This window comes from Pseudomonas sp. PLB05, from assembly GCF_021106615.1.
Taxonomy (GTDB): domain Bacteria; phylum Pseudomonadota; class Gammaproteobacteria; order Pseudomonadales; family Pseudomonadaceae; genus Chryseomonas; species Chryseomonas benzopyrenica.
On the sequence record NZ_JAJOHO010000003.1, the window covers coordinates 348,264 to 372,714 of the forward strand.

At 65.9% G+C, this 24,451-nt stretch carries 25 protein-coding genes and 1 tRNA gene; 14 read left to right on the forward strand and 12 right to left on the reverse strand.

All coding sequences use genetic code 11. From position 1 onward, the window contains the following. Positions 1-12: 12 nt before the first annotated feature. Together LRS53_RS14395 and LRS53_RS14400 are read right to left on the reverse strand one after the other, a co-directional pair. The gene (locus LRS53_RS14395; RefSeq protein WP_177344776.1) at positions 13-846 is read right to left on the reverse strand and encodes a DUF2797 domain-containing protein; all 834 of its coding nucleotides are present in this window, start codon (positions 844-846) and stop codon (positions 13-15) included. Between the two features lie 84 nt (positions 847-930). Then, positions 931-1,194, reverse strand: a complete 264-nt coding sequence (locus LRS53_RS14400) for a YeaC family protein (protein WP_059314391.1) — start codon at positions 1,192-1,194, stop codon at positions 931-933. A gap of 281 nt (positions 1,195-1,475) precedes the next feature. Here LRS53_RS14400 and pdeM point away from each other — a divergent pair, with 281 nt between their 5' ends. After that, positions 1,476-2,135, forward strand: coding sequence for a ligase-associated DNA damage response endonuclease PdeM (gene pdeM / locus LRS53_RS14405; protein ID WP_231356371.1), 660 nt, complete (start codon positions 1,476-1,478; stop codon positions 2,133-2,135). Positions 2,136-2,296: 161 nt separating this feature from the next. Here the strand turns inward: pdeM and LRS53_RS14410 are convergent, their stop codons facing one another. Together LRS53_RS14410 and LRS53_RS14415 are read right to left on the reverse strand one after the other, a co-directional pair. Next, positions 2,297-2,521, reverse strand: a complete 225-nt coding sequence (locus LRS53_RS14410) for a hypothetical protein (RefSeq protein ID WP_017641806.1) — start codon at positions 2,519-2,521, stop codon at positions 2,297-2,299. Between the two features lie 67 nt (positions 2,522-2,588). Then, positions 2,589-3,470 carry a polyprenyl synthetase family protein gene (locus LRS53_RS14415; RefSeq protein WP_231356372.1) on the reverse strand — a complete coding sequence of 294 codons (882 nt, stop codon included), beginning with the start codon at positions 3,468-3,470 and terminating at the stop codon, positions 2,589-2,591. Between the two features lie 135 nt (positions 3,471-3,605). Between LRS53_RS14415 and fni the strand changes: the two genes are divergently transcribed. The 6 genes from fni to LRS53_RS14445 all read left to right on the forward strand — a co-directional run bounded on the left by fni (position 3,606) and on the right by LRS53_RS14445 (position 10,243). Continuing rightward, positions 3,606-4,655 (forward strand): type 2 isopentenyl-diphosphate Delta-isomerase, encoded by a 1,050-nt coding sequence (gene fni / locus LRS53_RS14420; RefSeq protein ID WP_231356373.1) that lies wholly within the window; start codon positions 3,606-3,608, stop codon positions 4,653-4,655. After that, complete coding sequence (locus LRS53_RS14425) at positions 4,655-5,950, forward strand: nucleotide disphospho-sugar-binding domain-containing protein (RefSeq protein ID WP_231356374.1); 1,296 nt, start codon at positions 4,655-4,657, stop codon at positions 5,948-5,950. The genes fni and LRS53_RS14425 overlap by 1 nt, the downstream gene beginning before the upstream one ends. Next, positions 5,940-7,106: a lycopene beta-cyclase CrtY gene (gene crtY, locus LRS53_RS14430; protein WP_231356375.1), complete on the forward strand. Its 1,167-nt coding sequence runs from the start codon at positions 5,940-5,942 to the stop codon at positions 7,104-7,106. The genes LRS53_RS14425 and crtY overlap by 11 nt, the downstream gene beginning before the upstream one ends. Beyond that, positions 7,103-8,599, forward strand: coding sequence for a phytoene desaturase (locus LRS53_RS14435; RefSeq protein WP_231356376.1), 1,497 nt, complete (start codon positions 7,103-7,105; stop codon positions 8,597-8,599). The genes crtY and LRS53_RS14435 overlap by 4 nt, the downstream gene beginning before the upstream one ends. A gap of 2 nt (positions 8,600-8,601) precedes the next feature. Continuing rightward, positions 8,602-9,537, forward strand: coding sequence for a phytoene/squalene synthase family protein (locus tag LRS53_RS14440; protein ID WP_160923011.1), 936 nt, complete (start codon positions 8,602-8,604; stop codon positions 9,535-9,537). A gap of 172 nt (positions 9,538-9,709) precedes the next feature. Further along, positions 9,710-10,243: a gluconate 2-dehydrogenase subunit 3 family protein gene (locus LRS53_RS14445; RefSeq protein ID WP_017641813.1), complete on the forward strand. Its 534-nt coding sequence runs from the start codon at positions 9,710-9,712 to the stop codon at positions 10,241-10,243. 39 nt (positions 10,244-10,282) lie between these two features. On the opposite strand, the gene LRS53_RS14450 is transcribed toward LRS53_RS14445, so the two are convergent. The 5 genes from LRS53_RS14450 to LRS53_RS14470 form a co-directional block, all read right to left on the reverse strand. Next, entirely contained in the window at positions 10,283-10,810 is a 528-nt protein-coding gene (locus tag LRS53_RS14450; RefSeq protein WP_269216734.1) for a sterol desaturase family protein, read from the reverse strand. A 165-nt stretch (positions 10,811-10,975) separates the two neighbouring features. Further along, positions 10,976-11,920, reverse strand: coding sequence for a lipid kinase YegS (gene yegS, locus LRS53_RS14455; RefSeq protein ID WP_064308030.1), 945 nt, complete (start codon positions 11,918-11,920; stop codon positions 10,976-10,978). Between the two features lie 126 nt (positions 11,921-12,046). Next, positions 12,047-13,243, reverse strand: a complete 1,197-nt coding sequence (locus LRS53_RS14460; RefSeq protein WP_231356377.1) for a molybdopterin molybdotransferase MoeA — start codon at positions 13,241-13,243, stop codon at positions 12,047-12,049. Next, on the reverse strand, positions 13,240-13,779 hold the full coding sequence (gene moaB / locus LRS53_RS14465) for a molybdenum cofactor biosynthesis protein B (RefSeq protein WP_017641817.1): 540 nt from the start codon (positions 13,777-13,779) through the stop codon (positions 13,240-13,242). The genes LRS53_RS14460 and moaB overlap by 4 nt, the downstream gene beginning before the upstream one ends. Before the next feature lie 231 nt (positions 13,780-14,010). Continuing rightward, positions 14,011-14,502 (reverse strand): hypothetical protein, encoded by a 492-nt coding sequence (locus LRS53_RS14470; protein WP_231356378.1) that lies wholly within the window; start codon positions 14,500-14,502, stop codon positions 14,011-14,013. Positions 14,503-14,705: 203 nt separating this feature from the next. Between LRS53_RS14470 and mobA the strand changes: the two genes are divergently transcribed. From mobA to LRS53_RS14490, 4 genes are all read left to right on the forward strand, one after another. Beyond that, complete coding sequence (mobA, locus tag LRS53_RS14475; RefSeq protein WP_231356379.1) at positions 14,706-15,287, forward strand: molybdenum cofactor guanylyltransferase MobA; 582 nt, start codon at positions 14,706-14,708, stop codon at positions 15,285-15,287. 103 nt (positions 15,288-15,390) lie between these two features. Continuing rightward, positions 15,391-15,612 carry a YgdI/YgdR family lipoprotein gene (locus tag LRS53_RS14480; protein ID WP_064308028.1) on the forward strand — a complete coding sequence of 74 codons (222 nt, stop codon included), beginning with the start codon at positions 15,391-15,393 and terminating at the stop codon, positions 15,610-15,612. 76 nt (positions 15,613-15,688) lie between these two features. Continuing rightward, positions 15,689-15,765: transfer RNA gene (locus tag LRS53_RS14485), tRNA-Pro, on the forward strand. Positions 15,766-16,190: 425 nt separating this feature from the next. Then, on the forward strand, positions 16,191-16,781 hold the full coding sequence (locus LRS53_RS14490; RefSeq protein ID WP_231356380.1) for an HD domain-containing protein: 591 nt from the start codon (positions 16,191-16,193) through the stop codon (positions 16,779-16,781). Between the two features lie 147 nt (positions 16,782-16,928). Here LRS53_RS14490 and LRS53_RS14495 read toward each other — a convergent pair whose 3' ends face one another. From LRS53_RS14495 to LRS53_RS14505, 3 genes are all read right to left on the reverse strand, one after another. Next, complete coding sequence (locus tag LRS53_RS14495) at positions 16,929-17,549, reverse strand: LysE family translocator (RefSeq protein WP_231356381.1); 621 nt, start codon at positions 17,547-17,549, stop codon at positions 16,929-16,931. Between the two features lie 105 nt (positions 17,550-17,654). Further along, entirely contained in the window at positions 17,655-18,143 is a 489-nt protein-coding gene (locus LRS53_RS14500; RefSeq protein WP_064308016.1) for a hypothetical protein, read from the reverse strand. 206 nt (positions 18,144-18,349) lie between these two features. Beyond that, positions 18,350-18,736 (reverse strand): response regulator, encoded by a 387-nt coding sequence (locus tag LRS53_RS14505; RefSeq protein WP_082900412.1) that lies wholly within the window; start codon positions 18,734-18,736, stop codon positions 18,350-18,352. A gap of 235 nt (positions 18,737-18,971) precedes the next feature. Between LRS53_RS14505 and LRS53_RS14510 the strand changes: the two genes are divergently transcribed. The 3 genes from LRS53_RS14510 to LRS53_RS14520 all read left to right on the forward strand — a co-directional run bounded on the left by LRS53_RS14510 (position 18,972) and on the right by LRS53_RS14520 (position 24,439). After that, positions 18,972-20,585, forward strand: a complete 1,614-nt coding sequence (locus LRS53_RS14510; protein WP_231356382.1) for a histidine kinase famiy protein — start codon at positions 18,972-18,974, stop codon at positions 20,583-20,585. A 261-nt stretch (positions 20,586-20,846) separates the two neighbouring features. Then, positions 20,847-22,340, forward strand: coding sequence for an ATPase domain-containing protein (locus LRS53_RS14515; protein WP_231356383.1), 1,494 nt, complete (start codon positions 20,847-20,849; stop codon positions 22,338-22,340). Continuing rightward, positions 22,337-24,439: an ATP-binding protein gene (locus LRS53_RS14520; RefSeq protein WP_231356384.1), complete on the forward strand. Its 2,103-nt coding sequence runs from the start codon at positions 22,337-22,339 to the stop codon at positions 24,437-24,439. Before LRS53_RS14515 ends, LRS53_RS14520 begins: the two co-directional genes overlap by 4 nt. Positions 24,440-24,451: the final 12 nt, after the last annotated feature.

Genomic DNA, 24,451 nt, shown 5'->3' on the forward strand with positions numbered 1-24,451 from the left:
GGGTTTACATCCTTACTCGGAAACGGACACGGCCAGCTGATAGGCCGTGTACTTGCGAATGTTGATCACGCCGGTGTCGAACATCAGGTATTGACCCTTGATGCCCAGCAGCGTGCCTTCCACCACGGGGGTCTTTTCCAGGTCGTGACTGACCACCTTGGTGGGATAGACCGTCACCGGATAATGGATCTCGATAGGGGCCATGTCGACCACTGGCTGGATCGCCTGCAGGCCGAAGCGGCCCTGGAGATCGTCCAGGCCCTGGGCGCAGGCGTCGAAGATGCGCTCGCGTACCGCTACCAGGTCTTCCGGTGCGGCGACGCCCTTGAGCATGGCGCGCCAGTTGGTGCGATCGCCCACCTGGCTGCGCAACACGTCTTCCACCAGGCCGGACTGCTGGCGGGTGGCAACCCTCAGGATCGGCAGCGCCTGGTAGGCGCCCTGGTCGATCCAGCGGGTCGGCAACTGGGTGGCGCGGGTGATGCCGACCTTGAGGCCCGAGGAATTGGCCAGGTAGACCACGTGCGGCACCATGCAGTGGGCTTCGCCCCACTCCGGCTGGCGGCAGGTGCCGTGCTCGTAGTGGCACTTCTCGGGGCTGACGATGCAGCTGTCGCACTGGGCCAGGGCGGTGAAGCAGGGATAGCAGTAGCCCTGGCTGAAGCTCTTGCGGGTCTTGCGACCGCAGTGGGTGCAATGGATGGCGCCCAGGTATTCGAGGCGCACGCGGCGGCCGATCAGCGGGTTGACCGGCACCTCGCGCTCATCGAGGCGGAAGGCATAGTTGACGGGGTCGGCCAGGGTCACGGCCATCTTGCGCAGGGCGCCACGGCCCAGTTCGGTCATCACGGTAGGAATTTCTCGATCTCTAAAAGACGCGAGGTGCCTCTTCGTCACCGAAGGGCACCTCGTCGGGTAGGGCGTAGTCGATCAGTGAATGGCGTCGGACTTGAACAGGATGTTCTCGATGGGCACCGACTTGGAGGCGCATTCCTGAGGGCCCATGTAACCGGTCCGCTGGTCTTCGGGCAGGTGCTTGGCCTCGTAGGCGATCACTGCCTGCAGGCAGAGCTCGACCTGGTCACGACTGAGTTTGCGGCCATCGGGCCACTTGCCGATCTCCACGGCCAGCTTCAGGCCGTCGTAGATATCGGGGGTGATGTTTTCCAGCATCTGGGCGAAGGATGTCGACATGGGTCGCTCCGGACTCTAGTGAACCGCCAGTTTACCGGGCTGCCCGCCGCGGTGCACCTGGCCTGGCTCAATGGCGGTGATAGCGTGAGGTCTTGCGCGCGGGCAAGGAGGATCGCGGCCATGGGCCGCTCCTACGGGAGCATCCGTAGGATGCGGCCGCATCGGCGGACCGTCATCGCCGCAGGTTGACCCAGTCACGCGTCAGCGCTGCCCAACGTGCAACGCCGCTGAACCCTGGCACCCCGCCGCCATCAGAGCAGGAGGCCTTTTCTGGAGACCCCATGCCTGCCTATCACCCTCTCATCCTCGCCGGTGTCGAACTCTGGCTGCTCGCGGAAAAGGCCATCTACTGGCCGGCGCGCCAGGCGCTGTTGGTGGCGGACATTCATTTCGGCAAGGCCGCGGCGTTTCGGGCACTGGGTCAGCCGGTACCCCACGGCACTACAGCGGGCAATATCGCGCGACTGGACAGCCTGCTGACGCGCTACGACTGCCGCGAGATCATCTTTCTCGGTGACTTCCTGCACGCGCCGGAATCCCGCGCGCCCCTGACCATGGACACCCTGGAGCGCTGGCGGGAACACCAGGCCCACCTGCGGCTGCTGTTGATCCGCGGCAACCACGACCGCCGCGCGGGGGATCCACCGGCCGCCCTGGGTATCGACGTGGTAGCTGAGCCGCTGGAACTGGACGGCCTGTCGCTGCAGCACGAACCCGATCCCCATCCGCGACTGCCGGTGCTGGCCGGACACATCCATCCGGCGTTTCGCCTGCACGGCCGCGGGCGTCAGGCGCTACGCCTGCCCTGCTTCTGCCTGGAAAACGATGAAGTGTTGATCCTGCCGGCCTTCGGGGACTTCACCGGCGGGCACCTGCTGGCGCCCGATCCGGCGCGACGGATCTTCGTGGTAGGGGATGGCGGTATCTGGCCCCTGCGCTAGGTTCTGTACGAAAAGTGCCTACGCTCGGTGATGCTTCGTTGAAAAAGGCTTCGGAATGCTCATTTACCGCTAGTAAACTCCGCTTCCTCAGCCTATTTCGCCTCGCCTGACCTTCGCTCGTCGACTTTTCGTGCAGAACCTAGAACCAGATACCCCGGCGATCAGCCCTCTTCGGTGATCCCGGTGATGGTGATGCCGTGCCGCTCGAGCAGGGCTACGGTAGGTTCGTCGTAATCCCGCGGGACCTCGCTGTCATCGTACTCTTCCAGGGCATCGTCGCGGACGATCTGGGCGACCCGCTCCATGTCCGGCTTCTGCTCGGCTTCGGTGGTAACCACCGAGGTGTTGCCGTCAACGTTGCTGTAAGCAATTTTCCACTTCGACATCTCAGGACTCCTCACACGGGAACAAGGCTATCGAGAGATTAGAGGGCCAGACGCCCAGTAATTCGCCCTAACGCGGACGAAAGACGATATCCAGCAATCCGGCCAGGGCACCTTCGGCGCAATCGGCCGCGGCCAGCGCCTCGCGGGCCTGCTTGAGGTGACTCTGCAACTGGCGTTGAGCATGGTCACGGCCGAGCAGGCTTACCAGGGTGGACTTGTCGCCATCCTTGCCGGCGTCCTTGCCCAGGCCCTTGCCGTCGTCGAGATCGTCGAGCAACTGGAAGGCCATACCCAGCTGGCAGGCGAAAACATGGAAGGCTTCGCGCTGCGTTGCGCTGGTGACCAAGGTAGCACCGGCCATGCCCATGGCCGCGGAGAACAGCGCCCCGGTCTTGAGCTGGTTGGTGAGGGCGATGGCTTCGGCCGGACGCGTCTGGCGACCGTCGTGCAGGTCATGGTACTGGCCGCAGACCAGCCCGGCCGTACCGACCGCATCGGCCAGCTGGCAGACCATCTGGGTCCGGGTTTCCGCCGGCACCACGGCGAGGCCGGCGACCAGCCGCAGGGCATGACTGAGCAGGGCCACCGCCGCCAGCATGGCGACGTCTTCGCCGAATTCGACATGCAGGGTCGGACGGCCACGGCGCAGGCGCGCATCGTCCATGCAGGGCATGTCGTCGAGGAACAGGGAGGCCGCGTGCACCATTTCAACCGCGCAGCCCAGATCGAGCACGGCTTCGTCGGACTGACCCAGGTCCTCGGCGGCCAGGACCATCAGCAACGGACGCAGTCGCTTGCCCGGGGCCATGACCCCACTACGGATGGCGGCGGCGACCGGATCGGTCCCGGCCGGCAATAGCTCTGCCAGACGCTCGTCGATACGGGTACGCTGCCATTGCAGCGAAGCGGCAAAATTGTCTGTCGCGTTCGGCACTAATACGGTCGCCATGAGTCGAGATACTCCATATGTGGAACCGACGAACGGTCGCACCTCGGTGGATTAGGTCTTCGCAAAGCGAACCCGTCGTCCCCTACCAGACCACAACGACCGACGAAAGGTCATTCAGGGCGGACTCTAGAAGACATGGTGGATTGGGAACTGGCAAGCCGCAAGAACGATCATCTGGACATCGTGCTGGATCCCCACAAGGCCCGCAGCGCCGTTACCACGGGCTTCGACGCCTACCGCTTCACGCACTGCGCCCTGCCCGAACTGAATCTGGACGAGATAGACCTGGGTACTCGGCTGTTCGATCGCCCCCTGGCCGCGCCCCTGCTGATCAGCTCCATGACCGGCGGGCCAGAGCGGGCCGCGCTGATCAATCGCCATCTCGCCGAAGCGGCCCAGACCCTGGGTATCGCCCTGGCGGTCGGCTCCCAGCGGATCGCCCTGCAGCAGGGTGGCGACCAGGGCCTGACCGGCGAATTGCGGCGCCTGGCGCCGGACATACCACTGCTGGCCAACTTCGGTGCCGCCCAGCTGGTGGCCGGCTATGGTCTAGACGAGGCACTCCGCGCTGTGGAGATGATCGAGGCAGACGCCCTGATCGTGCATCTCAACCCCCTGCAGGAAGCCGTGCAGGCCGGTGGCGATCGGACCTGGCATGGCATCCTCGGCGCGCTGGAAAACCTGGTTACACATCTGGCCGTGCCGGTCGTCGTCAAGGAAGTCGGGGCCGGCCTTTCGGGCCGGGTCGCCCGGCAATTGCTGGAAGCAGGCGTGGCGGTGCTCGACGTTGCCGGGGCCGGTGGCACCAGTTGGGCCGCGGTCGAAGCCGAACGCGCCCGTGACGAGCAGCAGCGTGCCATCGCCCGCGCCTTCGCCGACTGGGGCATTCCCACCGCCGAGAGCCTGCGTCAGGTGCGCGCGGCCTGCCCCGCGGCGACGGTGATCGCCTCGGGCGGCATCCGCGACGGCATCGACGCCGCCAAGGCCATCCGCCTCGGCGCGGATCTGGCGGGCCAGGCCGCCGCGGCCCTGCCCGGCGCCACGGAATCCACCGAGGCAGTGATCGCGCATTTCCAGGTGGTGATCGAACAGCTGCGCATCGCCTGCTTCTGCACCGGCTCGGCCGATCTGGCCAGCTTGCGCCAGGCCGAGTTGCTGGACGTCACGCCGCTGCGGTGCCCATAGTGGCCGACACCCGACCGGACGCCGCCATGCATGTCGCCCTGATCTCGCCGCCGCTGCCAAGCCATTTGTCCACCCATCTGGTGCTGGGCGAGGCGCTGGTCGCCCTCGGCCACCGGGTCACCCTGTTGCACCAGGTGGAGGTGGGCGATCGGACGCTCCCAGCGGGTATCCAGTTTCAGGCCATAGGCGCGACCAGCCATCCGCGTGGCAGCCTGGGCCCCTTGCTCGCCCGTACCGCCAGCAGCAAGCCCTGGTCGGTGTTCGGGGTGATCGCCGACATGGCACGCAATACCGAATTGTTCTGCCGTGAAGGCCCAACCGTCCTGCGCGACCTGGGTGTCGATTGCCTGATCGCCGACCAGATGGAACCGGCCGGTGGCCTGCTCGGCGACCACCTGGGCCTGCCCTATGCCTCGCTGGCCTGCGCCGTGCCGATGAATCGCGAGCCCCACCTGCCGCTGCCCACCCTGCCCTTCGCCTATCCCGGCAATGAACGGGAACGGCAGATCGTCCAGGGCGCCACCCAGGTGTTCGACCTGATGATGCGTAGCCAGGGCAAGGTCATCCAGCGCCAGGCTCAGGCGTTCGGCCTTGGCGACCGGCGCACCCTCGACGAGTGCTTCTCGCCGTATCTGCAGTTGAGCCAATGCCTGCCGGGCTTCGACTTTCCGCGCCGCGCACCGCCACCGCACTTCCACGAGGTCGGCCCACTGCGCTCGCCGGCGGTGCGTGAGCAACGGCTGGAACTGGAGATCGATCCGCGCCGGCCCTTCGTCTTCGCCTCCTTCGGCACCCTGCAGGGCGGCCGGCTACCGCTGTTCCGCCGCATCGCCCAGGCCTGTCGCCAACTCGATGTCCAGGTGCTGATCGCTCACTGCGGGCGGCTGGACCCCAGCGCCAAGCGGCGTCTGCTGGACGACGGCGCCACCTGGGTGACCGACTTCGCGCCCCAGGAAGCGGCCATCGCCCGCGCCGATGCGGTCATCACCCATGGTGGCTTCAATACCGTGCTGGACGCCCTGGCGGCCGGCAAACCCATGCTCGCCCTGCCCATGGTCTTCGACCAGCCCGGCATCGCCCGGCGGTTGGAGCGGGTCGGCGCCGGCATCTGCCTGGCGCCGCGCCTGGCCAGCAAGGCCCGCCTGGCCCAGGCCCTGGGCGCCGTGCTGGCCGACCCGGCCTATCGCCGGGCGGCCGAACGCTTCGTGCCCATTACCCAGGCGGCCGGCGGCGTCGTGGCTGCCGCCCGCCTGGTAGACGGCCTGACCCGAAGAGGGCTCGATCGTGCGTCCTGATCTGCTGATCGTCGGCGGCGGCCTGGCCGGTGGCCTGCTCGCCCTGCGCCTGGCAGAGACGCGGCCAGAACTGGACTGGCGCCTGGTAGAAGCCGGCCCACGTCTGGGCGGCAACCACACCTGGTCATTCCACGAACCGGATCTCACGGCGCCGCAGCATGCCTGGATCGAGCCCCTGGTCGCTCACCGCTGGCCGGGCTACGAGGTGCGCTTCCCCGAGCGGCAGCGGCAGCTCGGCAGCGGCTACGCCAGCATCAGCGCCGAGCGCTTCCATGAGGTACTGAGCGCGCGCCTGCCCGCCGAACGCCTGCTGCTGGGTCGCCAGGTGCTGCGCCTACAGGACGACGGCGTGGTGTTTGCCGACGGCTACACCCTGGCCGCCGGCGCGGTGATCGACGCCCGCGGCCCACGCTCCGATCCGGCGCTCTGGCTGGGCTATCAGAAATTCCTCGGCCAGGAGGTCCGCCTCACCCGCCCCCATGGCCTGGCCGAACCCATCGTGATGGATGCCACCGTCGATCAGCTGGACGGTTACCGCTTCGTCTACAGCCTGCCGCTGGCCCCCGACCGGCTGCTGATCGAAGACACCTACTATGCCGACGGCGAAAGCCTGCCGGTCGAACGCCTGCGCCAGCACCTGGCCGACTATGCCGAGCAGCAGGGCTGGGAGATCGCCGAGGTGCTACGCGAGGAACAGGGCGTGCTGCCCATTACCCTGGGCGGCGATCTCGACCGCTACTGGGACAACGTCAGCGCCGGGGCGCCCATCGGCCTGGCCGCGGGCCTGTTCCACCCCACTACCGGCTACTCGCTACCGGAGGCGGTGCGCCTCGCGGAGCACCTGGCCGCCCAGCCTTTCACCTCCAGTGCCGCGCTGCGTGACACCCTGCGGCAGTATGCCCAGGGGCGCTGGCGGCAGCAGGGCTTCTTCCGCCTGCTCAATCGCATGCTCTTTCTCGCTGGCCGCCCCGAACACCGGGTACGCGTCATGCAAAGGTTCTACGGCCTCGGCGAACCACTGATCCAGCGGTTCTACGCCGGCCGCCTCACCGGCTTCGATCGCCTGCGCATTCTCTCCGGCAAACCGCCGGTACCGCTGAAACCGGCCCTGGATGCCGCGTTGGCGCGTCCCCCTCAGTTCAAGGAAGCACCATGACCCAAGGTAACGGGCCCAAACGGGCCATCGTCATCGGCGCCGGCTTTGGTGGTATCGCCCTGGCGATCCGCCTGCAGTCGGCCGGCATCGCCACCACCCTCATCGAGGGTCGCGACAAGCCCGGTGGCCGTGCCTACGTCTATGAGGACGCGGGCTTCACCTTCGATGCCGGCCCCACCGTCATCACCGATCCCTCGGCGCTCGAAGAGCTGTTCGCCCTCAGTGGTCGGCGGATGAGCGACTATGTGGAGCTACTCCCGGTCAGCCCTTTCTACCAGCTGTGCTGGGAAGACGGCACCCGCTTCGACTACGTCAACGACCAAGCCCGTCTGGACGAGCAGATCCGTGCCCTGGAACCGGACGACGTGGCCGGCTACCAGCGCTTTCTGGCCTATTCCCAGGCGGTGTTCGAAGAGGGCTACCTCCGTCTCGGCGCCAAGCCCTTCCTCAAGGTCGGCGACATGCTCGCCGCTGGCCCCAAGCTGGCCCAGCTCACCGCCTGGCGCAGCGTCTACACCCAGGTGTCGCGCTTCGTGAAGAGCGAGAAGCTCCGCCAGGCGCTGTCCTTTCACACCCTGCTGGTGGGCGGCAATCCCTTCGCCACCTCCTCGATCTATGCGCTGATCCATGCGCTGGAGCGCAAGTGGGGCGTCTGGTTCGCCAAGGGCGGTACCCATCAGTTGGTCCTGGGTTTGCTGAAACTCTTTAGCGACCTCGGTGGCGAGCTGCGGCTGAATGCGCCGGTGGAACGCATCCTCACCGAAGGCAATCGCGCCACCGGCGTCTGCCTGGCCGATGGCAGCCAGATCGCGGCTGACCTGGTGGCCTCCAACGCCGACGTGGTGCACACCTATCGCAAGCTGCTCGGTCACCACACCCATGGCGTGGTCGAGAGCAACCGCCTCAAGCGCAAGAGACACAGCATGTCGCTGTTCGTCATCCACTTCGGCCTGAACCAGCCGCCGGTGGGCCTCGAACACCACATGGTGTGCTTCGGCCAGCGCTATCGCGGTCTGATCGACGAATTGTTCAAGGGCCCGGGCGTCCCGGACGATTTCTCGCTCTACCTGCATTCGCCCTGCGTCACCGACCCCTCCCTGGCGCCACCCGGCCAGAGCGCCCACTACGTGCTGGCGCCCGTGCCGCACCTGGGCAATGCCGACGTCGACTGGAGCGTGGAAGGCCCACGCCTACGCGACAAGATCCTCGCCTATTTGGAAGAGCGCTACATGCCCGGCCTGCGAGCCAATCTGGTCACCTCGCGCATCTTCACCCCAGCCGACTTCCGCCAGGAGCTCAATGCCCACGTCGGCTCGGCCTTCTCCCTGGAGCCCATCCTCACCCAGAGCGCCTGGTTCCGCCCGCACAATCGCGATAAGGTCATTCCCAACCTCTACCTGGTCGGCGCGGGTACCCATCCCGGCGCCGGCGTTCCGGGCGTGGTGGGCTCGGCCAAGGCCACCGCCAGCGTCATCCTCGAGGAGCACGGTTAGCCATGACTGCCACCCATGACGTCGTCGACCACGCCGAGCAGAGCATCGCCGTCGGCTCCAAGAGCTTTGCCGCGGCCGCCAAGCTGTTCGCACCCGAGACCCGCGAGAGCGCGGTACTGCTGTATGCCTGGTGCCGCCATTGCGACGATGTCATCGACGGCCAGGAGCTGGGCCATGGCCAGGTCGAGGGCGACCGCCGTGGCGGTCGGGAACGCCTGGCCGAGCTGGAACGGCTGACCCGCGCCGCCTATGGCGATGAGCCCCTGCAGGATCCGGCCTTCGCCGCGTTCCAGCGGGTGGTCAAGCGCCACGGCATCCCCCTGGCCCTGCCGCTGGACCATCTGGCCGGTTTTCGCATGGACGTCGAGGAGCGCGTCTATGTGGAGCTGGAAGACACCCTGGAGTACTGCTACCACGTCGCCGGCGTAGTCGGGGTGATGATGGCGCGCATCATGGGCGCCGAAGACGAGGAGACCCTGGATCGCGCCTGTGACCTGGGCATGGCCTTCCAGCTCACCAACATCGCCCGCGACATCGTCGAGGACGCTCGCATCGGCCGCATCTACCTGCCACGGTTGTGGCTCGACGAGCTCGGCGTGCCGGCCGAAGAGCTGGCCGACCCCCGCCATCGCGCGGCGGTCGCCCAATTGGCCGAGCGGCTGGTACGTCTGGCCGAGCCCTACTACGATTCGGCGCGCCAGGGCCTCGCCGCCCTGCCCCTGCGCTCGGCCTGGGCCATCGCCACCGCCCGTGGCGTCTATCGCGAGATCGGCGTGCAGGTGCTGCACCTGGGCGCCCATGCCTGGGACCAACGTGTCAGCACCAGCACCGCCGACAAGCTGCGCCTGGTCTGCCGCGGCGCCGCCCGCGCCATGCTTTCCCGGCACCAGCGCGACGAGCCGCGCCCGGCTATGCTCTGGACCCGACCGCGCCGCTGACGCCAGCGATTACGCTTCGGTCACATTTGCGTGCATCTCAGGGATGCCCAACAGCAAACTTTTATGCGATAAACGGGTCGGATTAAAGCGACCCCTCGCGGGCCGCGGATGGATGGATGCCTGAGCCAGAGCGCTGCATCCGGTAGTCAGCCTACGAGTATGGGATTTGCACATGCACAAGACGGAAACGGCTGTTTCACACGATCGCTTCGCTGCCTCCTCGTCACTACTTGCCCTTGGCCTTTCCGCTAACGCGCAGTCCGGTTACAAGCCAGAATTCTTCAACGCCACCCAGTGGCGTACCCTGGTCGCCCTGTGCGCTCATCTGCAGGCCGACAGCCAGCAGGCTGATGCCCGCCTGCCCGAATTCATCGATCGCCACATGCTCACCCCCTACGCCCATGGCGACCGCTCCAACATCGTCGATCCCTTCGACGAACAGGCGCAGGTCCAGCAGGGCGCCAATCTGCGCGACCTGCTGCGTGACGGTCTGGCCGTGGTGGATAGCTATTGCACCGAGCGACTGGGTGCCGGTTTCGCCGACCTGGCGGCTGGCGAGCAGGCCCAGGTGGTCACCGCCGCCGAAGCAGGGACCCTCAATCCGCCGGCCAAGGAATTCATCGATCTACTGCGCAACGAGAGCGAGCGCAGCCAGTACGCCCATTCGCTGTTCGCCGCCTACGACGACACCCCCGCCGTCGCCTGACCCCGGTTAGCGCCTCCCAGGAGGCGCTTCCGCTCCCGCCTAGTCCACGCCTTCCTGCACCTGATCCCGGGCCTTGCGCTCACGCGAGGAATCCAGGGCGCCGCCGTGTATCTCACGCAACTGCTGTTTGAGCTGCTGGGTGGTTGGCGCCAGCAGGAAGCCGAAGGACACGCAGCCGTCCTTGCCGTCCACCGCATGGTGCATGCGGTGCGCCTGATAGAGCCGCTTCAGATAGCCAGTGCGCGGCACGTAGCGGAACGGCCAACGCTGGTGCACCAGCCCATCGTGGGCGATGAAATACAGTAGGCCGTAGAGGGTCATGCCGGCCCCTATCCACTGCAGGCGCCAGTAACCGGCATTGCCCAGGGCGATCAGCAGGATGGCGAGGCCGGCGAAAACAACCGCAAAGAGATCGTTCTTTTCGAACCAGCCCGTGCGTGGGCGGTGGTGGGATTCATGCCAGCCCCACCCCCAGCCGTGCATGATGTACTTGTGCGACCACCAGGCGAAGGCTTCCATGCCAGCCACCGTGGCCAGCACGATTCCCGCATTGATTAGTAATTCCAACGTTACCTCCGCAGCCACCTGCTTAGAAGCTGCTCACGATCTGCTACGCGTCGGCCAAACTGTGTTGAAAATACCTTCTGAATGCTCATTTACAATTCGTAAACTCCGCTTCCTCAGGCATTTTCGCCTTGTTTGACTCTAGCTCGCGAGATCGTGAACACCTTCTCAGGACGTCGCCACCGGCTCGGCCAGGGAGCCGGCGGTCTCGCCCAGCAGGGGCGAATCCACTGGTAGATAGACCTGCAGGATACCCGGACGCACCTCGAATCTCACCCGGTCGCGCTTGACCGGTTCGCCATCGAGGTTCATGTCCAGACCTTCGGCGGCTTCCAGCTCAACCCAAGGCAGGCGCGCGCGGATAAACATCTCTTCGGTGCTGAAGCCCTTGCTGAGGAATTCGCCAAGGGTACCGAGCACGTCCTGGGACGCCGGCAGGATGCCCACGTCGAGCAGTCCATCGTTGACCACGGCGGTGGGACAGAGCACATGGCCACCGCCCGCCTGACGACCATTGCCGATGCCCAGGGCGAGGAATTCACCCTCCCACTCGAAACCCGGCCCGCGGAAATGGCCGTGCGCCGAATGCACCTCGGCGAAGCGGGTCAGGCCGGTGAGCAGATAGGCCGCCCCGCCCAGCAGGCGCTTGAGTTCACCCGGGGTGTTGGCGGTGACCTGGGAGCCGAAGCCACCGGTGGCCATGTTGAGGAACAGTTGACCATCCGCCGCGACCAGGTCGATGGCGCTGGTCGGGCCGTCCAGCAGCGCCAGGGCCGCCGCGGGTTCTACCGGCACCCCTGCTGCGCGGGCGAAGTCGTTGGCGGTGCCCAGCGGCAGCAGACCGAGGCGCGCCTGGCTGTGGTTCTGGGCCATGGCTTCGGCCACCGCGCGCAGGGTGCCGTCGCCACCGGCCGCGACCAGGGTGCCATAGCCTTCGCGGGTCGCCTGCTCGACGAAGCGCGCCGCATCGTCTTCTTCCCAGGTTACCCGCACATCGATGCGATGACCGGCGGCACGCCGCTCGAGAATGGCCTCTCGAACGTCCTCGTTACCGGTTTCCTTGCCATTGAGAATGACCAGGGCTGCGTCAGCCAGGGTGCCTGTCGTCGTCATGTCTGTCGTCCAAGGTTGGCGCTGCGCGGCGAGATGCCGCGTCAGGTACCGGGCAGAGCCCGGCGTGCGATTCTGGAGACTAGGACTGTGGCCCAACGGCCACGTTCAGTCCTGACGATCGGTTGGCTACGCCTTGAGCAATTCCGCGAGGGGAATGAAGCGCACCAAGTCACCGACGGCGAAGGTGCGGTCCTCGCGGATCTCCACCAGACCATGGGCCCAGGCCGCGGTTTGCAGCACATTGGAACCCTGGTTGCGATGGGGCACCGCCCGGCCATTCTCCAGGCGCGCGCGCTGGTATTCACGGCGCGCCCCGGCTCGCGGCCAGTCGAAACCCGCCGGTACCTCGACGCTCAGCGGCGCCACGTCGATCTTGCCGGCCCGGCGCAGCAGATAGGGCCGCGCCAGCAGGCCGAAGGTCACCAGGGTCGAGGCGGGGTTGCCCGGCAGGCCGATCAGCGGGATACCGCGGAAACGCCCACAGGTCAGCGGCTTGCCCGGCTTGAGCGCCAGCTTCCACAGGGTCAGCTCGCCTTCCTCGCGCAGTGCCTGGCCCAGATAGTCGGCCTCCCCCACCGAGACGCCGCCGGTGGACAGGATCAGATCGGCCTGCAGCGCGCCGAGCCGCTGGCGGGTCTCGGCGAGGTCGTCCGGTAGGATGCCCTGGTCCGAGACCTCGCAGCCCAGCCGCCGCAGCCAACTGATGAGCAGGGCACGATTGCTGTTGTAGATCTGCCCCGGTCCCAGGGGCTGCCCAGGCGCCACGAGTTCATCGCCGGTGGACAGGACCGCTACCTTGGGGCGGCGAAAGACGTCCAGCCGGGCACGCCCGAGGGACGCCGCGACGCCCAGTTCCGCCGGGCCCAGGGCAGTACCGGCCGACAGGACCTCGTCCCCCACCTTGACCTCGTTGCCGCGGCGGCGGATGTTGCGCCCTAGTCGTAGTTGCTCGACGAAGCGGACCCGACCGTCGTCCAGCACCTCGGTGTTTTCCTGCATTTCCACGCAGTCGGCACCCGCCGGCACCGGCGCGCCGGTAAAGATGCGCGCACAGGTGCCTAGCTCCAGCGGCGCCGGTGCCTGGCCGGCGAAGATACGCTGGGAAACCCGCAGCGGCTCGCCCTGCCAGTCATCCAGGCGCAAGGCATAGCCGTCCATGGCACTGTTGTCCCAGGGCGGCAGGTCCAGGTCGGCGATCAGCGGAGCGGCCAGGATGCGCCCGTCGGCGTCTTCCAGGGCGACGCGCTCCTGGGGCAAGGGACCGTCTTCGGCGGCCATGGCCAGCAACCGCGCCAGGGCCTCTTCCAGCGATAGCAGGCTCATCCGCGCGGCCCGCAGGGTTCGGCCTGCTTCAGATGCGGCACGAAGTTGCAGGGGCGATGACGGTTGTCCAGCTGCTCGGCGAGGATGCCGTCCCAGGCGGTGCGGCAGGCATTGGTCGAACCGGGCAGGCAGCAGACCAGGGTGCCGTTGGCCAGACCGGCCAGGGCACGGGACTGCACGGTGGAGGTGCCGATGTCGGCCACGGAGATCTGGCGGAACAGCTCGCCGAAGCCGTCCACCTGCTTGTCTAGCAGGCAGGCCACGGCTTCCGGGGTGCTGTCGCGACCGGTGAAGCCGGTGCCACCGGTGATGAGCACCACCTGCACCTGGTCTTCGGCGATCCAGTGGGCGACCTGGGCGCGGATCCGGTAGAGGTCATCTTTGAGCAGCACGCGGTCGGCGAGGAAGTGGCCGGCGGCCTGCAGGCGGTCGACGAACAGCTGACCCGAGGTATCGGTCTCGAAGGTGCGGGTGTCACTGACCGTGAGGACGGCAACGTTCAGCGGTACGAAAACCGCCTCGGCTTTATGGCTCATCTGCTTGGGTTTCCGAAGAGTGCGAAAGAAAGGGTGCAGCGGAAGACCGCTGGACGGGCAGCGGGTTTCCCGTGGGTGAGGTGACCAGGGGTGGCCAGGAGGCGAGCGCTCCGGCAGGGAGGCTCGCTGTCGGCCACCAGGGTCAGGGAAGACATCCGCGCGGGCTGCATAGCGACAGCCTAGAGGAAAAGCCGACGCGCCTTCAACCCGCAGGGGCGCGACCGGCCATGGCTAGCGCTGGCGCTGTTCGCCCTCGGCATGGCTGTCCCACTTGATGGGTCGCGGATCGGCGATGTCGTTGGCGTCCTGGCTGAAGCGACCATATTGCGGCGCGATATCCGGATCCTCTTCCCAGGTCGCCTGCTGGGTGAAGGTGCCGGCTTTGCGATCGAAGGTGAGGAAGTGCCGGGCCGTCTTGCCGCCCCAGTCCGCGGACGGCAGCGAGATGAAATCCACCTGGTACTTATCGTCGGTCAGTTGGCCGTGCACCACGTAGACGCCATAGTGCTCCTCGCGCGGCGAGATGATCTTGTAGACGCCATTGCTGTAGTAATAGAGGGTGGCGTCGGGATAGGGCTTCTTCTCGTAGAGCTTTTCGTAGAACAGCTTCTGCCGGATGGTCGGCTTGCCGAAGGTGACCTTGACCGAGGGCGGTTCGTCACCGCCCGCGCCAAAGGCGGGCAAGGCCGCCAGGGCCAGGGCGGAAAGCAGCATCGTCTTCATCTTTTCCAAACTCCTTCTGGGCAGGGACTCCCCTCCACCAGGCGGAGAGGATCAAAGGTGTCTAGTACGGCCCTTTGCAGGGCACGCCCGAGTCTAGCCCAGGGCTCCTGCCCGAACAAACCCCGCCAGGGCCGGCAGCCAGGGCTGAAACCGGGCTAGGATGGGCGCCCGCTTCCCACGTCCTGACACCCGAGGTCTTCTGCATGTCTCTCCTGCCCGCTTCCATCCTGATCCTTGCCGGCGGGCGCGGCCAACGCATGGGCGGGCGCGACAAGGGCCTGGTGGAATGGCAGGGCCAGCCGCTGGTGGCCCAGGTACAGGCGGCGGTGCGAACGCTGACCGATGACCTGGTGATCTCCTGCAACCGCAACGCGCCGCGCTATGCTCAATGGGCCGACCAACTAGTGGCCGATGACCAGCCGGACTTTCCCGGCCCCCTGGCCGGCATCCTCGCCGGCCTCGCCGTGGCGCGGCATGACTGGGTGCTGCTGCTGCCCTGCGATGCGCCCCGTATCGATACCGCCCTCGCCCGGCAGCTGCTGACCGCAGCCCAGGCGAGCGACGGCCCGGTGATGGCGCGCCAGGGCGGCTACTGGCAACCGCTGTTCAGCGCCCTGCCCCGGCGCCTGCTGCCGGCGCTGCGCCAGGCCTGGGCAGGCGGCGAGCGCAGTCCGCGTGGGGCCCTGCTGCCGCTGGGTCTGACCGCGGTGGATTTCGCCGAAGACGATATCCGCCTGGCCAACTTCAACGATCCCGCGGCGCTGGAAAGCGCGATCCGCCCCTAGCGGGCCATCGAGCCAGAGGGCGTGACCCACCGGTTCCCGGACGAACTTGACCCCGCGCCAGCGGTCCTAAGGCCGCTTGGTTGCCAAGAAAGGAGACCGTCACATGAACAAGCACCTGTTCCCCGCCGCCCTGTTGGTCGTCGCCAGCACCCTGCTCGCCGGCTGCTCCACGCCCAGCGTCATCACCCTCAACGATGGCCGCGAGATCCAGGCCACCGACACGCCGAAGTACGATGACGACTCGGGCTTCTATACCTTCAAGCAGCTCGACGGCAAGCCGACCCGCATCAACAAGGACCAGGTTCGCACCATCAAGGAGCTCTGATTCCTGCCCGGCGCGATTTTTTTACCTAACCCCTTGTGCTTGCATGAGTTTTAGGTAGAATGCGCGCCATCCATTACGGAGCGTAGCGCAGCTTGGTAGCGCGTCTCGTTCGGGACGAGAAGGTCGCTGGTTCGAATCCAGTCGCTCCGACCAATCTGATCCGCCAGGATCACCCCAAGGCCCGCCTAGTGCGGGCTTTGTTGTTTCTGGGGTTTGGCTATTTACCTCGGTAGCGCTGTTCGTTTTCTCTAGCGCTACTACTTGCCGTACGGCGATACCTCAAGCATGACCTTAGGCACGCGTATGGCCGAGGCACCAATAAGCGGCGAGCCGGCTACGCGAATCGCATTCGAGCAGACCTTGCAGGCGCTTGACCTCATGGCCTACGAACTGACCGGCAGGGCTTTGAGCGCCCTCGCGCTGAATCGCAGGGGTGCCGAGTCACCGGCTCTGCTAGAGCGGCAAGGTCAGAAGCTAGCTCTTCCTGGCTAGCAATAGGCCGCATGAGAATGGCGTTTTCGTGTGCGCTGAGGGCAGCGCTATACTGCAAGCGACACCCATGCGATAGGAAAGCCTAGATGGATAAATCTCGACTCTCCGGCTCGTTAGAATTCTTACGTGAGGCCGAACGCCTAAAAGATGTACTACGTAGTGCTCATACCTCTTCAGGCCGTATGGAAAGCACCGCGGAACACACGTGGCGGCTTTGCCTAATGGCTATGGTTTTCGAGCCAGAGTTAAGCGACGTTGATTTCACGAAGCTGCTCAAAATCGCTGTCATCCACGATCTCGGCGAAGCGCTGAACGGCGATATTCCGGCTCCCCAGGCAGGTGCTCGAAGTAAGTCGATTCAGGAGCGTCAGGATCTTGAAGCGCTGATGGCGCCGCTAGCAGCTGATCAACGAAACTCGTTTCTAGCCCTCTGGGACGAGTACGATCAGGCCTCATCGCCCGAGGCACGACTAGTAAAAGGTTTGGATAAGCTGGAGACGATTCTTCAGCATACTCAGGGACAAAACCCGGCTGATTTCGACTACGCCTTTAATCTGGCCTATGGTCGCAATTACACCGAGGGAGTTCCTCTGCTAGCCGCCATCCGAAAGGAATTGGATGAAAAAACACGTCAGTTGCACGAGGCTGGACAGCAGGCGGCCGCTCGCAATCCTTAGCGCTGAGGATAGAAACAAATGCCTATCTAAGCCGCTTACGAGCGGCTTTTTTTCGCATCATTCTCTCTGGCCGTAGCAGGCCACCATAACGGTCCTGACCGTCTTGACACTTGCGCACGCCATCGTCGCTCCGGCCATACCCTCCCCCTACCGCCGACTCAACGCCAGCCTCGCCGCGAACAGCAGAAAGACCACTCCCGTCACCCGATCCAGCCAGCGGATCACCGCGGCCTTGCGCAGGGTCTCGCCCAGGGTGCGGGTGGCGCCGATCAGGGTCAGGGACCAGAGCAGGCTCAGCAGTACATGGATGGCGACCAGGCCGAAGGTCCAGGCGATCAGGGGTTGGCCCTGGGGGATGAACTGGGGCAGGAAGGACACATAGAAGATGCCGATCTTGGGATTGAGGACATTGCCGAGCAGGCCCTTGAGGAACCAGTTAGAGGCCTTACCGCCCTCGCCTGTCGTGGGTGCGAGGGCGGTACGGGGGCGCAGCAGCAGGTTGAGGCCGAGCCAGCAGAGGTAGGCGGCGCCGCAGTACTTGAGCAGCGTATAGGCCAGTTCCGAGACCGCCAGCAACGCGCCCAGGCCAAAGGCGACGGCGGCGCCCCAGAGCAGGCAGCCGGCATTGATCCCCAGGGCTGCGCGCCAGGCCTGGGCGCGGCCTTCGGCCGCGGCGGTGCGCAGGATCAGGGCGGTATCGAGGCCTGGGGTGAGGGTGAGCAGGGAGGCGGCCAGGGTGAAGGCCAGCAGGTTGTCGGCGAGGGGCATGGTGGGGCCTGTTGCGGCGAGTGGCTCGCAACGGTAGCACGCGCCAGGACAGCGATCAGCCTGCCCCTGTATCGCAAGGCCGCCCGCAGGCGGCCATGACGAGGCTCAGCCGGCGGCGCGGAAGGCCGGTTCCTGGTCGGCAATGTAGCGGGCCGCGGCGCGGCGGGCTTCCAGTTCGAAGGCCTGGGGATGGCGATCGACGATGCGCTCCAGGGTGCCACGGGGAATGCCGTCGGCTTCGAAGTCGGTACGGCATTGCAGGGCGCCGGCGTGGCAGACGTTGCGCTCGACGGCCTCGATCAGGCCTCCAGCGCGCAGGCTCTTGACGATGTTGTGAGGCAGACGGCGACTGCGGCGCAGGGCGGCCGTGGCCGTGGCCAGAACGTCGAGAACCTCGTTTTCCACCGGGCTGAAGGGACCGTTGCCAAGCTTGCCCTTCTGCAGCAGGTAACGACGGGAGAGCAGATTGCCTTGGCGTTCGAGGGCCTCTCTAGCCGCCAGATCGAGGCGACCACGGCTTTCCAGGCTGCGCTCCAGCGCGATGAGAAATTCCCAATCGGTGATCTGAGAAATCTGGGTGATGACTGCGTCCATGAAGCGCTCCTTGCCAGTCGGGAATAGATGGCACATTGATAGCGTTCGGCGTATTTGGTTCCCTGCCAAAAGGGCTTGCCGACGGACGTCATATCATTTGGCCAGTGCCGCCGTAGTCGTGCCGACGAACGTCTTCTTTCCAGGCACCAACGGTGGGATCACTGATGTGGGTCGAGGGCGATTGGGAGATCGGCAGGCAGGGGGCGCTAGCGGCGCGGCAGCAGGTTTTCGACCAGCTGGCTGAGGTCGGCGACACTCCAGGGCTTGGGCAGGAAGGCCGCGCGACGCGGCAGGATGGCGAGGTCCTGGTCGATGTAGCCGGAGATGATGATGAAGGGCACCGTAGGCCAGCTGACGGCGGCCAACTGGGCGAAGGCCAGGCCGTCCAGCATGCCTGGCACGTTGACGTCGGCGATGACCAGCTTGGTATCACTGCCGCGGGCGTCCATGTGCGCCAGGGCCTCGTCGCTGGAAGCCACCGCCACGACATCCAGTCCCTGTTCGGTCAGGATTTCGGTCAGCAGCTCGCGCTGCCCCGGATCGTCTTCCAGAACAAGAATTTGTCTTTGTATATCAAGGCTTCTCGGCTTCATGGCAGCTCAGACATCAGATGCCGGAGAGGTTCTCCGCAAACTTACCTAACGGTCACCTGAGAGAGGTGAGCGGTACACTGGCAAATGGCCGCCAAAGCCGCGCCGCGTCTGGCTTTCAGCCCGGCAAAGGATGATGCCAGACGGCCTCGGACGGCGCGCCAGTGAAGTTTTTTTGCCGCTTGGCTGTCTGAGGGCCATACCGCCCCATTTTGCCTGCGCAAGGATTCCGCCCCCCGTGAGCCGACAGCACCCACCCCGCAAGGCGCGGGTCGATAATTCAGCGACGAGCGATGTTTCGCACGAGGGCAAGAATATTTTCTTCGCCGCGGTGGAAACGACGCGGATGCCGATGCTGATCACCGATCCCAACCAGCCGGACAATCCGATACTCTTCGCCAACAATGCCTTCACCGAGATGACCGGCTACCAGGTGGACGAGTTGCTGGGGCGCAATTGCCGTTTCCTGCAGGGCCCGGAAACCGATCGCTCGGCGGTCGCCCAGGTTCGCGAGGCGGTGGAACAGGAGCGGGAGGCCTCGGTGGAGATCATCAATTATCGCAAGGATGGCTCGACCTTCTGGAATGCGCTGTTCGTCTCGCCGGTGTACAACGAATCGGGCGAGCTGACCTACTACTTCGCGTCCCAGCTGGACGTCAGCCGCCGTCGCGACGCCGAGGATGCCCTGCGCCAGGCGCAGAAGATGGAGGCGCTCGGCCAGCTCACCGGCGGTATCGCCCACGACTTCAACAACCTGCTGCAGGTGATGATGGGCTATATCGACATCATCCAGCGTACTGCGGAAAAGCCCAGCTTCGACCAGGAGCGCATCGTTCGCAGCGCTACCCACGCCAAGTCCGCCGCCGAACGCGCCAGCACCCTCACCCAGCAATTGCTGGCCTTCTCGCGCAAGCAGAAGCTCGAAGGCCGGGTGCTGAATCTGAACAACCTGATTCGCTCCTCCCACGAACTGGCCGAGCGGACCCTGGGCGATGTGGAGATCCGCACGCAGCTGGATCCGAACCTGTGGAATTGCCGCATCGATCCGACCCAGGCTGAGGTCGCGCTGCTCAATATCCTGATCAATGCGCGGAACGCCCTGGCGGATCGAGCGCAACCCAGCCTGGGCATCGAGACGCGCAACGTCGAGGTGCGCGAACTGGCCAATATGTCCTACGACGGCCTCATGCCGGGCCGTTACGTCAGCCTAGCGATCACCGACAACGGCCACGGCATGCCGGCCAGCATCCGGGACCGGGTGATGGATCCCTTCTTCACCACCAAGGAGGAAGGCAAGGGCTCGGGGCTGGGTCTATCGATGGTCTATGGCTTCGCCAAGCAATCCGGCGGCACGGTGCGCATCTACTCGGAAGAGGACGTTGGCACCACCCTGCGCCTGTACTTCCCGGTGGACGACAGCCACATCACCCATCAGCAGGGCGAGCAGCGCTCGGAGCGCCGTAATGGCACCGAACGCATCCTGGTGGTGGAAGACCGCCCGGACGTCGCCGAATTGGCCAAGCTGGTGCTGGAGGACTATGGCTACACCGCCCAGATTGCCTTCAACGCCAGCGCGGCCCTGCGCGTGCTGCGGGAGACCGAACAGCCCTTCGATCTGCTCTTCACCGACCTGATCATGCCGGGCGGCATGAACGGCGTGATGCTGGCGCGGGAGGTGAAACGCCTGCATCCGGAGATCAAGGTGCTGCTCACCACCGGCTATGCCGAGAACTCCCTGGAGCGCACCGACATCGGCGGTTCGGAGTTCGATGTGATCTCCAAGCCCTATATCCCCAACGATCTGGCGCGCAAGATCCGCCGGGTACTGGATGGCCCGAACGGGATCGCCTGAGCACCGCGCCGCGCCAGCCGGTACCGACGTATCGGTATGGCCGGGTGACCGCCTGTCACAGTGGCCTGGCGCCGGCGACAGCATTAGACTGACCATTAACAAGGTGCGGGTCTTGCCGTCACCCTCTCCCGCCGAGGTCTTTCGGCGTGCTGCCGTCACTGCCTGCACCTTGCCGCCGCCCTGTCGAGTCCGCTCGGGGCGCAGGCTGGGCCGCGTATATCCTGTGTTTTTCGCTTCCGCCACCACGAGGTCCGGTCATCCATGAGTTCTCCCAGCCAGTCAATTATCGCGACAGGCAATGCCGGTCTGGATCAGGTGTTACGCGGCGGTTTGCCCAAGGACCGGCTCTATCTGCTGGAAGGCACTCCGGGGTCGGGCAAGACTACCCTGGGCCTGCAATTTCTCTTCGAGGGGGTGCGTCGAGGCGAATCGGTGCTGTACATCACCCTGTCGGAAACCAGCGAGGAGCTGCAGAGCGTCGCCGAATCCCACGGCTGGAGCCTGGAAGGCATGCACCTGTTCGAATTGTCGGCTGCCGATGCGGTGCTGGGCGGCGCGCAGGAGCAGACCATCCTGCACCCCTGGGAATCCGAACTGGGCGATACCATTGAGTTGATCCAGACCCGGGTGGATGAGCTCAAGCCAAGCCGACTGGTGTTCGACAGCTTGTCGGAGATGCGCCTGCTGGCCCAGGACCCGCTGCGCTATCGACGCCAGGTGCTGGCGCTCAAGCAATTCTTCGCCGGCCGCGGCCTCACCGTCCTGTTGGTGGATGACCTGACCACCAGCGGCGGCGAGCGGGACAATCATCTGCACAGCCTCTGCCACGGGGTGCTGACCCTGGAACGCCTGACCCTGGACTTCGGCGCCGCTCGTCGCCGCCTGCAGATCCAGAAGCTGCGCGGTCGGGACTTCGTCGCCGGCTATCACGACTTCACCATCCGCCATGGCGGCCTGGAGGTCTATCCGCGGATGATCGCCGCGGGGCGCTACCAGGATTTCGCCGGCGAACCGGTACCCAGCAGCATCGCCGACATGGATGCCCTGTTGCACGGCGGGCCCTTGCGTGGCACCAGCACCCTGATCACCGGGCCGGCCGGCACCGGCAAGACGACCCTGGCACTGCAGTACGTGATGGCCGCCTGCGCCCGGGGCGAGAGGTGCGCCCTCTATGAATTCGACGAGCGCATCGGCACCCTGCTCAAGCGTGCGGAAAGCATGGGGATGCCGCTGCTGCGCCATATCGAGGAAGGCCTGCTGGTTGTTCACCAGATCGATCCCGCCGAGCTGTCTCCTGGTGAATTCGCCTGGCGCGTGCGGCGAGACGTCGAGGAGGACAACTGCCGGATGCTGGTGCTGGACAGCCTCAACGGCTACCTCGCCGCCATGCCCCAGGAACAGCAGTTGATCCTGCAGCTGCACGAATTGCTCTCCTATCTGAGCCAGTCCGGGGTCGTCACCTTTCTCATCAACCCCCAGCATGGCCTGGTCGGCTCGATGACCTCCAGCCTGGACATCTCCTATATCGCCGACACCGTGGTGCTGATTCGCTTCTTCGAGGCCCAGGGACGCCTGCGCAAGGCCATCTCCATCCTCAAGCATCGCGGGGGTGGCCATGAGGATGCGATTCGGGAATTGCGCATCGATACCCGGGGCATCCGCGTGGGCCAGCCCCTGGTGGACTTCCGCGGCGTGTTGACCGGGCCCCCGGAATACTTCGGTGCCAAGCAACCCCTGATGGAAGAGCGCGATTGACCGAGACCACGACGCCGGCCTGTGAGCTGATCATCTGCGCCCCGCTGCGGGGTGACGCGGCCAGTCTGCAGCGCCTCTTCACCCAGGGCTACCATACGCGTTACCTGGCCAGCCTCGACGAGGTCGCCGCCGCGCTGGGCGACGAGACGGGCATCATCGTGTTCACCGAAGAGGCCCTGCGCCAGGACCTGCATGCGCTGGCAGAGGCGCTGGAGCGGCAACCGACCTGGTCGGACATCCCGCTGGTGCTGCTGGCCTCAGACGCCAAGCGCTCGGGCCGCGGCAATGACCTCCTGCGTCGGCAACTGCCGGCGGCGACCACCAATCTGGTCATCCTGGAGCGCCCGCTGAGCGGTGCCTCGCTGCTGAGCAGCGTGGCCTCGGCCTGGCGTTCGCGCCTGCGCCAGTTCGAGATGCGCGACCGCCTCGCCGAACTCGCCCAGGAACGCGAGCGCATGCAGACGCTGCTGGAGAACCTGCCGGTCGGCGCGTGCTTCATGGACAGCGAAGGCCGCACCCTGGTCAGCAATCCCTTCTATGAGCAGCATGTGCCCGGTCAGCGCATCCCCTCCCAGCAACCCGAGGAAGCCACACGCTGGACCGCGCTCGACGACAGTGGACGCCTCTTGCCGCCCGAGCGCTTTCCGGGTGCCCGCGCCCTGGCTGGCGAACGGGTCAAGGGCCAGGATTTCTATCACACCACCGCGACCGGCGAGGAATCCTGGTTGCGGGTAAGCGCGGTGCCCCTGCACGACGCCACCCAGCGGATCATCGGGGCGACCACGGTGATCGCCGACATCAGCGACGAGAAGCGCGCCGAACTGGCCTTGCGCCGCTTCAACGAAGAACTGGAATTCCAGGTCGCAGAGCGCACCCGGACCCTGGCCCACACCCTCAGCGAGCTGCAACGGGAAACCGTCGAGCGCGGTCGCGCCGAGGAGCAGTTGCGCCAGTCACTGAAGATGGAAGCGGTCGGCCAGCTCACCGGCGGCATCGCCCATGACTTCAACAACATGCTGACCGGGGTACTGGGCGCCCTGGATCTGATGAAGATCAAGAACAAGGGCCAGCTGGCGGGCCTGGAGCGCTACATGGAAGCCGCCCAGCATTCGGCGCACCGGGCGGCGGCGCTGACCCAGCGGCTGTTGGCCTTTTCCCGGCGGCAATCGCTGGAATCCCGGCCGATGTCTGCCAATGAGCTGATCCTGGCGCTGCAGGACCTGCTGCAACGCACGGTGAGCGAGCAGATCTCGGTGACCCTGGCGCTGGCCGATGACCTGCCCTGGATCCTGGCGGATGCCAACCAGCTGGAGAATGCCCTGCTCAACCTGGTGATCAATGCCCGCGATGCCATGCCGCACGGCGGTGTCATCACCCTGGAGACCTATCCGCTGACGGTCACCGAGCCGGGTAGCGGGGATGATGCGCTGGCCCTGGGCGACTACGTCTGCCTTGAGGTCCGGGACACCGGGACCGGCATCCCCGAGCGCCTGCTCGGCAAGGTGCTCGAACCCTTCTTCACCACCAAGCCCCAGGGCCAGGGCACGGGGCTGGGTCTGTCGATGGTCTATGGCTTCGCCCGGCAGAGCAACGGCCGCCTGACCATCGCCAGCGACACGACGGGGACGCGGGTTTGCGTCTGCCTGCCGGCGGCCGAGCAGCGCCGCGAACCCAAGCGGATCGAGCCGGCCGAATTCGTCCAGGGCGCTGGCGAGACCATCCTCCTGGTGGAGGACGACGATGCGGTGCGGTTGGTCAATCAGGAAGCGCTGGAAGCCCTGGGTTATCGCGTCTGGAGCGCGGCCGAAGGCAAGGCCGCGTTGCACCTGCTGGAGCAGATCCCGCGGCTGGATCTGCTGGTGACCGATGTGGGCCTGCCGGGCCTCAATGGTCGCCAGCTGGCGGAAGTGATCCAGCAGCTCAGGCCGCGGCTGCCGGTGCTGTTCCTCACCGGCTACGCCGAGGGCGCGCTCAGTAGGACCAGCTTTCTGGGTGGTAACATGGAGTTGATGACCAAGCCCTTCACCCTGGACCAGTTGGCCGCGCAGGTCGCCGCCATGCTGTCCGGGTCCGCCAATCGGGCCGTGGTGCCCTCCTGAGGTCGCCGCTGC